This is a genomic window from Pedobacter rhizosphaerae (genome assembly GCF_900111155.1).
Lineage (GTDB): Bacteria > Bacteroidota > Bacteroidia > Sphingobacteriales > Sphingobacteriaceae > Pedobacter > Pedobacter rhizosphaerae.
Genome location: NZ_FOGG01000044.1, coordinates 1 through 11,734 on the forward strand (window position 1 = coordinate 1; position 11,734 = coordinate 11,734).

The 11,734-nt window shown below is 37.9% G+C and carries 14 protein-coding genes; 1 reads left to right on the top strand and 13 read right to left on the bottom strand.

Translation table 11 applies throughout. The features are described from left to right. Positions 1 to 182 precede the first annotated feature (182 nt). The 6 genes from BMX11_RS21665 to BMX11_RS21690 form a co-directional block, all read right to left on the bottom strand. The gene (locus BMX11_RS21665; protein WP_090888804.1) at positions 183 to 380 is read right to left on the bottom strand and encodes a hypothetical protein; all 198 of its coding nucleotides are present in this window, start codon (positions 378 to 380) and stop codon (positions 183 to 185) included. Positions 381 to 469: 89 nt separating this feature from the next. Then, positions 470 to 790 carry a hypothetical protein gene (locus tag BMX11_RS21670; RefSeq protein ID WP_090888806.1) on the bottom strand — a complete coding sequence of 107 codons (321 nt, stop codon included), beginning with the start codon at positions 788 to 790 and terminating at the stop codon, positions 470 to 472. 126 nt (positions 791 to 916) lie between these two features. Continuing rightward, positions 917 to 1,213, bottom strand: a complete 297-nt coding sequence (locus tag BMX11_RS21675; RefSeq protein WP_090888809.1) for a Dabb family protein — start codon at positions 1,211 to 1,213, stop codon at positions 917 to 919. Positions 1,214 to 1,261: 48 nt separating this feature from the next. Next, entirely contained in the window at positions 1,262 to 3,949 is a 2,688-nt protein-coding gene (ligD, locus tag BMX11_RS21680) for a DNA ligase D (RefSeq protein WP_090888812.1), read from the bottom strand. Positions 3,950 to 3,957: 8 nt separating this feature from the next. Further along, positions 3,958 to 4,131, bottom strand: a complete 174-nt coding sequence (locus BMX11_RS21685) for a DUF3606 domain-containing protein (protein WP_090888815.1) — start codon at positions 4,129 to 4,131, stop codon at positions 3,958 to 3,960. Between the two features lie 99 nt (positions 4,132 to 4,230). Next, complete coding sequence (locus tag BMX11_RS21690) at positions 4,231 to 5,406, bottom strand: glycosyltransferase family 87 protein (protein ID WP_175474640.1); 1,176 nt, start codon at positions 5,404 to 5,406, stop codon at positions 4,231 to 4,233. A gap of 224 nt (positions 5,407 to 5,630) precedes the next feature. On the opposite strand from BMX11_RS21690, the gene BMX11_RS21695 reads away from it, so the two are divergent. After that, positions 5,631 to 5,834 carry a DUF3606 domain-containing protein gene (locus BMX11_RS21695; protein WP_090888821.1) on the top strand — a complete coding sequence of 68 codons (204 nt, stop codon included), beginning with the start codon at positions 5,631 to 5,633 and terminating at the stop codon, positions 5,832 to 5,834. 62 nt (positions 5,835 to 5,896) lie between these two features. On the opposite strand, the gene BMX11_RS21700 is transcribed toward BMX11_RS21695, so the two are convergent. From BMX11_RS21700 to xth, 7 genes are all read right to left on the bottom strand, one after another. Further along, positions 5,897 to 6,838: an NADP-dependent oxidoreductase gene (locus BMX11_RS21700; RefSeq protein ID WP_090888824.1), complete on the bottom strand. Its 942-nt coding sequence runs from the start codon at positions 6,836 to 6,838 to the stop codon at positions 5,897 to 5,899. 33 nt (positions 6,839 to 6,871) lie between these two features. Beyond that, on the bottom strand, positions 6,872 to 8,011 hold the full coding sequence (locus BMX11_RS21705; protein ID WP_090888826.1) for a serine hydrolase domain-containing protein: 1,140 nt from the start codon (positions 8,009 to 8,011) through the stop codon (positions 6,872 to 6,874). A 65-nt stretch (positions 8,012 to 8,076) separates the two neighbouring features. Beyond that, positions 8,077 to 8,535 carry a VOC family protein gene (locus tag BMX11_RS21710; protein WP_245738736.1) on the bottom strand — a complete coding sequence of 153 codons (459 nt, stop codon included), beginning with the start codon at positions 8,533 to 8,535 and terminating at the stop codon, positions 8,077 to 8,079. A 48-nt stretch (positions 8,536 to 8,583) separates the two neighbouring features. Then, positions 8,584 to 9,582: an LLM class flavin-dependent oxidoreductase gene (locus tag BMX11_RS21715; protein ID WP_245738737.1), complete on the bottom strand. Its 999-nt coding sequence runs from the start codon at positions 9,580 to 9,582 to the stop codon at positions 8,584 to 8,586. A 132-nt stretch (positions 9,583 to 9,714) separates the two neighbouring features. Beyond that, positions 9,715 to 10,029, bottom strand: coding sequence for a hypothetical protein (locus BMX11_RS21720; RefSeq protein ID WP_090888831.1), 315 nt, complete (start codon positions 10,027 to 10,029; stop codon positions 9,715 to 9,717). A gap of 133 nt (positions 10,030 to 10,162) precedes the next feature. Next, positions 10,163 to 10,681 (bottom strand): hypothetical protein, encoded by a 519-nt coding sequence (locus BMX11_RS21725; RefSeq protein WP_090888834.1) that lies wholly within the window; start codon positions 10,679 to 10,681, stop codon positions 10,163 to 10,165. Between the two features lie 169 nt (positions 10,682 to 10,850). Continuing rightward, complete coding sequence (gene xth / locus BMX11_RS21730) at positions 10,851 to 11,627, bottom strand: exodeoxyribonuclease III (RefSeq protein WP_090888837.1); 777 nt, start codon at positions 11,625 to 11,627, stop codon at positions 10,851 to 10,853. Positions 11,628 to 11,734 lie beyond the last annotated feature (107 nt).

Below are 11,734 nucleotides of genomic sequence, written 5' to 3' on the forward strand. Positions count from 1 at the left end.
CGGGGAGAGATCTTAATAAATTGGAATCAGTAAAAATATAAAAACACTCAAAAACAAAAAGCGGATGGAGATCTTATGACCTACCCATCCGCTAATCTTTTTATAGACCATTTTAAGCCTACTTTTTCAGTGCCCTCCATCTATGATAAGGGGCTTTTGATTTAAAAGTAAGGAGACGTTTCTTAGACAATGATTAGTAAAGTTCCCGCTTTATCTAGATGAAAATAATAGTGTACTTCACGGGAGTGTTCAATTCTTTCTATATTTTTGACTTTTCCTGATTTACCAAACTCATCACTTACCAAATCACCGACTTTAATCTTTTCTAACAAAGAATTGTTAGCCGAACTTCTTCTGATATTAATAATAGTTTTCTGCATAAATCAAACGTTAACTTACTGATCTACGTAGGTGTAGGGCAATCAGATCTCCGTAAATCGTAACATTTACGTTGCAATTCAACGAAGTATTATTGATGTACAAGCTCATACACCCGCTTCATGTAAAGGGCTTCGTCAATTTTAATAAAAAACTCCTTCCACTCCTCTCGTGTAAATACCAAACTGATATCAGGGAAAGGTGTAGATAAAATAACTACCTCTTTACCATCTGGTGTATTTTCCCGATAGTCGTCAAAATGAAGTTTTTTAGTTGCGATGTAAAACGCATCAAACTGTTCGAATGAAAAATTCATCAACACGCCAGATCGCCATATATTTAAAACCTTACAATTGCTACACTGAGCAATGGTTATATTTTGATTTTGAGCAAGGACTGTTGTTTTACACATATGGATCAATTTTTAAGCTAATCCAACAAATATCGTATTATTTAGAATTATTCCAAATAAAAATAAGCAAAAATTCAGTGATAAAAAAAGGCCAGATTTCACTGGCCTTCCATCAACTATTTAGATTTAGTTTGCATCGTAAATCACAACTTTTTCAAAAAACACTCTGAACTCATCTAAGAAAGCCTTGTGTAAAGGGTGAACCTGATAAACATCATGCGCAGCCATATCTTCAAAAAGAAGCAATAAGCTAAATGTATAAGTTGTATCTACCACTGCACGCTCAATTGGTGCAGGTGTACCTACGTGAAAAGTTTTTACAACTTCAATATTTTCTAATGTTTGCAGGCTGTTTTTAAAAGCAACTTTCTGTTCTTCAGTAGTATCGGCTTTTAGCCAAAATAAAACGTGGTGAGCTATCATTTTTTGTATTTTTTTGCCAAATATAAGCAAACCATTAAATAAAATTACTTATTCAAAAATACGTTTTGCTTCGGCTATGGCCTTCTTTAAGTCAATTCCCTTGCCCAGTACCCCCTTAAATAAGTCGCCTGTTTCCTTCAAACGGTCTACAGCGTTAAAAATATGAAAGTCCTTCATTTTCAATCCAGGCTTAACCTCATCCCAGTCTAGTGGCATTGATACCGTTGCCCCTGGTTTTGGACGAAGTGAATATGGGCCGGCGATCGTTGCCCCTGGCCTGTTTTGTAAGAAATCCAGGTACATTTTTCCCTTTCTGGCTGCAATCATGCGTTCTAAAGAGGTGTATGATGGGATTTGACGATGCACTAAACTGACAATAATTTTAGCAAACAACTGACTTTGATCGTAGCTATACTTTGCATTTAACGGGATATAGATGTGCATGCCTGTTGAGCCGGAAGTTTTACAGTAAGCAGGTACATTTAATGCGTCTAAAACCTTTTTCGTTTCCAGCGCTGCATGAATTACCTCATCAAAACTATTTTTATCAGGATCCAGGTCAATCACACAATAATCTGGATTATCGGGTTTCTGAATCCGGCTAAACCAGGGATTAATTTCTATACAACCCAAGCTGGCCATCCAAAGCAAAGTAGCTTCATCATCACCCACAGCGTATTCTTTTTTCTCGCCTTCACTGGTTTCATAAGGAAAGGTCTTAATCCAATCGGGTGCTTTTCCTTTTACATCTTTCTGATAAAAACTTTGGCCATGAATACCTCCTGGAAAGCGATTTAATGATTGTGGACGGTCTTTAAGATAGGGCAAGATATAATCAGCTACCTGATAATAATAATTGAACATATCTCGCTTGGTAATATGATCTTCAGGCCAGTAAACCTTACTCAAGTGGGTAAACTTCAGCTCATGGCCTTTAACCTTCCTCACCTGGGTTTCCTCTTTTGGATTGAGTAAAGTCTTTGCTGCATTACCTTTTGGCGGCTTTAGCGCTTCGGTATGTGTCTCTTTTGCCAGTGCTTTAACCATCTCTTCCTTTGGTTTACTCAATTCTCTTATCACATCCTTAGCCTTTTTATCTTCCCTCATTCCCTTAAATGATGGGTGGCGAAAAACACCGTCATCCGTTACTTCCGTAAATGCTACCTCGCAAACCAATTCAGGCTTTAACCAGGTTGCTTTGGCTTTTGGTGGGTTAGGCCTGAAACGGGATGCCTTATTCACATCGGGAATTTCTTTAAAGGGGCTTTTATCTACAATTAAAGACTTAAACTGTTCCATCATTTCCTTTTGTGTCTTATCAGAGAAGCCGGTTCCTACTTTTCCTACGTACTGAAGCGACTTATTCTCATAAACCCCTAATAATAAGGAACTAAAATATTTGGCTGTATCTTCATTTTTAGTAAAACCAGCAATTACCACTTCCTGCCTTTTACTGATCTTGATTTTTAGCCATTCTTTGGATCTCAAATTCGGAGAATATAAACTATCAGACTTTTTAGCAATAATTCCTTCTAATCCCATTCGATCTGCGGCAGCAAAGAAATCTAATCCATTGGCCTTAAAAACTTTTCCCAGCCTCACCTGATCGTCTTTTTCTGGTAATATTTCCTCAAGTATCGACTGTCTTTCCACCAGGGGAAGTCCAGTTAAATCTTTTCCATCATACCATAGAAGATCGAATACATAAAAAACCAATTCGCCGTCGGCCTCGCTCCTCCAGTTCTGTAAAGCTCCAAAATTGGAAATTCCCTTATCGTTGAGCACTAAAATTTCTCCATCTAAAACGGCATTAAGCTTCCACGATTTGAGTATATCATAAATGGGATAAAACTTCTCATTGAATGATTTATTGTTTCTGGAATACAAATCAACCTTGCCCTTATTTATCATAGCCAGTGCCCTGTAACCATCCCATTTCACTTCATACTGCCAGTTTGGATCATCAAAGGGTTCATCAACAAGTGTGGCCAGCATGGGTTTTATTCCTTTCGGAATAGCTGATTTTGGTGCCGTTTTTAATATCGCTTTGTTATCTTTTAGTCCAGCGACAGGCTTTGATTGTCTTTTCGATACCTTAGTGTTTTTTTTCCCCTTCTTTTTTATAATTTTCTCCTCACCCTCGGTCCACACTTTTTCGGAAGTTTTTTCCATTTTCTCAATGGTTTTTCCAGATATAACTGATTTATCTGCCCTGGTAATATCTTTGGTGGAGGCATAATCATCTTTGTGTTTAATGAGCAACCAACCGTTCTCTCCCATTCCATTGGTTTTTACCAATGCATATTCCCCCTCAAGCTTTTCCCCATGGAGTTTTATTTTTAAAGACCCCTCATGCAATTGTTTTAACAAATGCTTCTCCTGTGCCTTTTTACCTTTAATTTCTTCAATTGGCTCGTAAGTACCTTCATCCCATACAATAACCGTCCCTCCCCCATACTCGCCTTTTGGAATAATGCCTTCGAAATCTTTATAGTCAAACGGATGATCCTCCACCATCATGGCAAGCCTTTTATTTTTAGGATCTGTAGAAGGGCCCTTTGGAACTGCCCAGCTCTTTAACACGCCTTCCATCTCTAATCTAAAATCGTAATGTAGCCGGGATGCGTCATGTTTTTGGATTACAAAAAGTAATTTATCCTTATTGGTACTTTTGCCCGATTTGGGCTCAGCTGTTTTAGAGAAATTTCTTTTTGCCGCATACTGTTTCAGTCCCATAGATTTCTTTATTTTTTAAGATAAGCTTCCACTTTTGCTACAGCGGTTCCCACGGTTTGAACAACCGCTTTAAGCTTATCCTTACTTATACCATATTTATTTGCCCAATAATCTACCTCATAACTTTCGTGAATATTGATCCGACTGCGATCGGCAATACCAGTTTTTTGTTTATTATCCATAATAATATTTGATTAGATTGTAGTAAAACAGCTTTAAAACAAAAAAGGTTTTAAGCTCGCTAGAACTTAAAACCTTTTTTACATTAACTATCGGCACTACTAATCCCGAAGCATATGGAGATTCTCCAATTCCTGATCATCGGCATAATCATATTTTTTATCTACAGCCAGGTAAAGCACCCTGATCCATACAATAAAATAAGGAAAACTTAAGATAGATAAAGTGAGAGGATGGGCTTTTGCATACACAGGAAAGAGTAGTAAAGGAAAGTTGCAGGTAATAAAAAGCAGTATAGGTAAGAGTACATTTTTCATCTTACGATTTTTTTCCTGAACATACCATATTCCAACTGCAGTAATGGAAATAATATAAGTACAATCCTCTGATCCCGTGCTAAACAGAATCGGAAAAATGAGTACCGATGATAAAATCATCAATTGAAATTTACGCTTGTTTAAAAGCTGTAAATAGCTAAAAGGGAGCATGAATAAAATTACGCCCAAAGAGATAAAAACATAATTTGGGATACCTCTATAGTTTAATAGTGAGCGAAAAAAGCCCATAATGGAGATGTCTGTTGATGCACCTACTATGTTGCCTGCATTTTTAATAATTAAAGAATCCTTCCAGTCTATATAGGAATGTGCTACAAAATCTGGTGAAGCAAACAGCATGGGCATGCAGAAAAAAACGATACTCCACATCATTAACCAACCGATGTAGGCAGGTTTATTTTTTGCGAAGAAAAAGAACACCAATCCTACACCACCATAAAGCTTTACAAAGGTACCTAACACCACACACATTGCCGACCAAATGCCTTTATTGCGATTAAGCAAAGTGTAACTTAAAATAATTAAGGCTCCTGCCCCAGCATTAAACTGCTGATTCAGCATAGATTCTATCAGGCAAGGAATGGCAATATAACCGATGATAATCTTTTTCTCTTCACTAAGTGGCAATGTTTGAATGGCTTTATATAGAAAAAAGCAGTTAAAAAGATTCCAGAACAGTAAGCCCAGCCAATTGGGAAACATTGCAAATGGCGCAACAATTAAGCTAAATACTGGCCCATAATGGTTGGCATCATCATGATATGCCGGATAAGCAGCATAAAGAGATCGTTCATGGATTAAATTCCGGATGGTATTCTCGAAAATGAGATAGTTATTTAATCGGTTGCTGACCCAGGAATCGATCACAAATACGAGCGTTACCAGAACCCAAAAGGCGAGAACTACTCGGTTGTTGTTGTAAAATTTTAGGCGCGACATAGCACGCGGGAATTTGGTTAGAGAATGATTATTCATTGTAAAAATAATATTACAATGCAATAATAATAACATTTACTAAAATTTTACCACTACTTGTAAAATAAATATTACGCAAATCTGGAATAACTGTAAATCAATAAATTATAGCTATATTTAAACGATTTGTTAAATCAAATCAGCGTACTTTATCTTGTTTATTTTACTAACCTGTAATAACCCTATTGATGGAAAATCAAAATCATCCCAGCATTCCTCAATCCGAACTGGTTGAAATTGCCGACGAACGAGAACGTAATTATTGGGCCGCTAAACTTGGTGTGAGTTGTGAAACTTTAAAATCAGCAGTCCGAGCTATTCACAGTATGGAATTTTCCAGACTGAAAGAATATCTGAACATCAAGAATGTAAAATCAAGTAGTTCTTTTTAAGCTATTTGACTTATACTAATTAAGGCCAAAAAACAAATCAGCCCTAATTAGTTTTTCCTTTTCTACGGCGTTAAAACGATTTTCCCAACAGTCCTTCCACTTTCTATCTGCTGGTGCGCCAAAGCCATATCTTTAAAAGAATAGACCTTATCTACATGAGAGCGAAGGGTCCCTTTAGCTAACAATTCTCCTATCATAGCCAAATCCTCTGCACTTGATTTAGCCCTCATTGTAAATCCATGCTTGTTGGAAGCTGCTGCCTTTTCAACTACTGTTTCATTTAAGCCTGAAGGTATACAGACAATTGTACCTCCATTGTTCATTACTTGTAGCGAGCGATCTATGTATTCACCTCCAATGGAATCCAGTACAAAATCTATCCGATCCAACACTTCCTCAAATGCCTGATTTTTATAATCTATATGCTCGTCTGCTCCCAGTGAAAGTACAAAATCGCGATTTGCTGCAGATGATGTACCAATTACATATGCCCCTAAATGCTTGGCCAATTGAACAGCATAATGCCCTACGCCACCTGATGCTGCATGAATGAGCACCCGATCGCCAGGTTTTATCTCTGCGAACAGTGTGAGCGCCTGCCAGGCAGTTAAAGCGGCAACAGTTGCCGGGGCAGCATCATTATGGCTTACATTTTTTGGCTTTAAGGTAAGTTCATCAGCAGGTGCTGCTACATACTCCGCGTAAGCTTTACCAAGCTGAGGAAAAGTAATCATGCCAAAAACCTCATCTCCCACTTTAAACTGACTTACGGATTCTCCCACCTTACTCACCACTCCTGAAATATCCCAACCCAAAATAGCCGGCATCTGATCTTTAATTAAGGGAGCAATTCCTTTTCCTGACCGGGTTTTAACATCTATTGGATTAATGCTAATTGCCTTGGTTTCAATTAAAACCTCAGATGCTGAAATTACCGGAACAGGAACATCCACTAACTGTAATTGATCCACACCGCCAAAATCCTTTAAAATTATTGCCTTCATTTTTATATTCTAATCAAATTATCTATTAAACAACTACCGGATAAAATTCTGGTAAAGACTATTATATGCCGCTTTGCTAAAATCGCACCAACCCTTAGTATAGGTTGGATTACATCCGTTCGTGATCACCACGATACCATATTTTTCCTTTGGATTGAAAAACATTGTGCTGTATAAGCCATATGCCGAACCGGTATGGCCTTTTAAATTAACCCCTTCTACCAAATCATCAACGCTTCTTAAAGCAAGGCCATAGCCTTCTTCATCAGTAATTTTAGTCTGCATCAGTTTGGCATGCCGTTTGGAAATAATCCTTTGTCCGTTTCCTGTGCCATAATTCATGTGCATCATCATGTATTTCGCTAAATCTGTTGCCGAGATTTTCATGCCTCCGGTTGGAGAAAAAATAGGTGTACTGTAGCCCATCACGTAATTCGCGATTTCAGTTCTTCGTGGCGCATAAGCTGTTGGGGAAACTGAAAAGGACTTATTATCTGCATGATACTCGTACAGATTAACAAACCTGGTACTATCCAAAGAATCTACGCAGTAGCCTGCATACAAATCCAGGGGTTTTAAAATGTGTTTTTGAATGTATTGATCGAAACGCTCAGCAGATTTCTTCTCTATTATCGTGCCGATAAGATTAAAGTTGAGGTTACAATATTCGTACTTTGAGCCAGGCTCATAATGATTATAGCATTTAGCCCAATTGGGATTTTTATCTGGGTTAATCACATCTAAATTAAGGTACCCTTCGCTATCATTTAAGCTAGAGGTATGCGAAAGCGCCATTTTTAATGTAATTATCTTATCGGGGAAATTTGGATTTCTAATTTTAAATCCGACCAAATCCCCAAAATCATCATCTAAAGACAACTTCCCGGCTTCTACCAATTGCATAATGGCAGTTGCTGAAAAGGACTTAGAAATAGATGCGATTCTAAAAATATCACTGTTTGATAATGCGACTTTTCCATCCAGATCCTTTAATCCGAATGAATGCGAATATATCAGTTTATTATCCTTGACAACAGCTACCGAGGCACCAACAGCCTCATAACGCTTCATAATTGCTTCAAAATCTGCTTCAGCCTGGCTATTTTGAGCAAAAGCCGAACAGCAGACATGAAACAAAAAGATAAAAATGGAAAGGTATTTAAGAGATTTCATATTGCGGCGAATAAGATTATAAATATTATAAAATCACCCGGGCAATTCAATTTATCTCGATAAAGTTACTTCGCATCGTTAACTTCCAGCCAATGTCCATCCGGATCTTTAAAATAAATCTGCTTTACCCCATCGGTACGCAAGGTGATACCACCAGATTCTCCTGCCCAACTCTCAAATTTAAGATTAGCAATTTTGAGTTCCTTTATAAATTCGTTGATATCAGGAACACTAAAACACAAATGATTATTCCTGTCAAAATGTTGATTCACTTTTTCTCCCTCAATTAAATGAAGCTGACCAGCAGCACCTAGGCTAAACCAGGTATGTTTTCCATCCTTAAAGGGTTCAGGAATAATTTTCAAGGCAAAAACTGTTTCATAAAACCGGGTTGCCTGATGGAGGTTGGATACATAAACAGCAATGTGATTGAGCATTGCAGGAGCTTTTTTCTGAGCCATTGTATTTTGATTAATAAACGCAAGCATGGCCAGAACAATACCAATAGTTCTGATTGTCTTCATCCTTAAATATGCAAATTTTAATCAAATTACCATCCGATAAAACAGTATTTAATTAAAGATTGAAGCAAATAAAGCATTAGATTTTAAGCTGGCTTGCTCATCAAAGATATGCGAAGTAGCCATAACTTCGTCTACATTAAATTGAGTTACAAAGGCTTCCAACTTGTTCTTCACGGTTTCGACAGTACCTATAAAAGAATACTCCAGCATACTTTCTACACCTTGTTGCTCAAATTCATCCCAAACTAAATTCATATCGCTAACTGGTGGCATAAGCAGGTTTCTTTTTCCGGTAATTACCCCAAGAAACATTTGTTTCACAGAGCTGGCTAAATATGCTGCTTGCTCATCAGAATCGGCTACAACCACATTTACACAGGCCATAAAATAAGGTTGATCAAGATATTTGGAAGGCTTAAAATGCGACTTGTAGTAAGCAGCAGCCTGAGCGAAATAAGTGGGTGCAAAATGACTGGCGAAAGCGTAAGGCAAACCTTTTTCCGCAGCTAATCGGGCGCTATCCATACTCGAGCCTAAAACCCAGATGGGAATATCGAGACCCTCTCCTGGCACTGCTCTAACATTACTATATTGATTATCGGTAGAAAAAAGCAGCTGCAATTTTTCTATGTCTCTGGGAAAACTATGTACGGCATGAACATTTTCACCCCGTATAGCCATTGCGGTTACCTGATCTGTTCCTGGTGCCCTGCCTAAACCGAGATCAATCCGGTTAGGATACAATGAAGCTAAAGTTCCAAACTGTTCTGCCACCACCAAAGGCGCATGATTAGGCAACATAATACCACCAGAACCTACCCGGATAGTTTTTGTGCCGCCAGCAACATAACCAATTAAAATGGATGTGGCTGAACTGGCTACACTAATCATATTGTGGTGCTCGGCAAACCAATATCTTTTATAACCTAAACGCTCAGACTGTTGTGCGTTTGCCAAGCTTTTGGGAAAAGTTTCTGCGGGTGTATCTCCTGCACGTACGGTTGCTAAATCTAAAATGGAATAGGAAATATTTTCTAATGGCGACATACTCATTTTTTATGATTATTGAAGCCGTAAAATTATGTTTTAAAATAATGATGAAGCCTGAATTCACCGATAAATGACAGTTACTGAACACTAATGGAAGTGTAATTGCTTAGTCCTGACATTTGGGCGTTTTTAATCAACACCTTTGAATATATTAATTGCCGCAGTATTCCATCGAAGATAACCTAACTCCCCGCAAACCTTAGCTACATAGGTTTCGATATCTTCAGACACATCATTAACCACTCTCCATCTGATTTTATATTTCGGATTATAGCTGATGTAAACGATTACGTCTTCATTTCGCTGACCAATTGCCTCCAGCGGTTGAAGGTGAATGGCTTGTAAATCTGCAGCAGCAACCCTAAGCCTTTCATTCATTATCTTACCCAATGAGGCCTCAGGCTTAAAATCTGTTTCAAGTATAGCTAAAACGGTAACAATCATATCTATTAATTTAATTAGCAGAAACTAAAAAAGCTTCTCTAGCTAAACAAATTTATGCTAATTTTTTTAGTAAAAGAAATTTAATTTCAGTTTTTAACTAAAAAAATAACTTAAGATAATAGAATAACTGAACCTACATTAAAGAGATAATTAACCAGGTTAAGGCCACGCCTAGTAAGAACAATCCGATTCGAATAAAGATTTCATTGAACTTAGCCTGTTTAAACAATTCGATTTGCTCCTGGTATTGACGGATGACTGTTTCCATCTTTTCTATTTTTTCTTTGTGCGTTCTGTTGGCACTGCTGAGATTTAAATTTTCGGTTTGCAACTCCTGTACACCCTTGCCTGCGGTCTCCTGTAATTGTTTTAATTCAAAGCGGCGCATAAAACCACCTTCACTCATAAACATTTTTACGCCCGACTGTTTTCCAATCATTGCAGGCAGTGCATACCCTTCTACCTCTCCAATGAGTGTAATCAACTGCAACTGGGAAAGTAGCCCCAAATAATCTGCAGCTAAAATATCGTTGCCTCTAAAAATTTTACTTACCCGATCAGTCTTGATATACGATTCATCTTTAAATTCCTTTAAAATGTTATCAAGAAGTTCACATTTTGCCGAGGTAAGCGTTATTGAGAGATTATCCATAAGGTTATCCCGCTAAAATATAAAAGCCTTATCAAATAATAAGTGTATCCACTTTCAAGATTACTCTTTTCAGGAATAAACTGGTTTGGCTCTAATTGTAGGCGGTATGAATTTGATTTATTTTACAAAAAAACGATTTTCTTTATCATCATACAAGAAAATCAACAACTTAAAGCTTTTCTATGGTAATCCAAACAGGTGCATGATCGCTGGTTTTCTCCCATCCCCTAACTTGCTTATCTACCCCGGCATCTTTAAATTGCTTGGCGAGCTGTGAATTTAACAGAAAATGATCAATCCTCAGTCCGGCATCCCTCCCATAGGCATTGCGAAAATAATCCCAAAAGGTATAGATTTTTTGATCAGGGTAGCGTGTTCGAATGGCATCAATCCAGCCCTGGCTCATTAAACCTAAAAAAGCTTCACGGGTTTCGGGCCTAAAAAGCGCATCTTCTACCCAGCGCTCGGGTTTATACACATCAAAATCTGTTGGAATTACATTATAATCGCCACAAAGCACCACAGGAAGTTCACTGTTTACCAGTTTTTCTGCATGAGATCTAAACCGCTCAAACCAACCCAGCTTATAATCGAACTTTGGTCCCGGGGCAGGATTTCCATTTGGAAGGTAAAGGCAGCCCACTATTATGCCATCAATATTAGCCTCAATATAGCGGCTTTGCAAATCTTCATCATCTCCATCCAGTCCTCTTCGCAACTCCTGAATTTCTCGATTCTTGGCTAAAATGGCCACCCCATTCCAGCTTTTTTGTCCATGCCAAATGGCATTATATCCGGCATCATTAATTGCTTGTAAAGGAAACTTCTCTTGAGGGGCTTTAAGCTCTTGCAAACAGACAATATCCGGAGCACTTTCTTCCAGCCACCTTAACAATACAGGTAGGCGCCCATTAACACCATTTACGTTATAAGTTGCAATTTTCATGATCAAAACTAAGTCGCATGTGCGACTCATCAAGAATGAAAGTACAAAATATTTTCTTTGCAACTAAACATTTTTGTATAGCCAGGTTAAAATGAACCCCGCCCTTT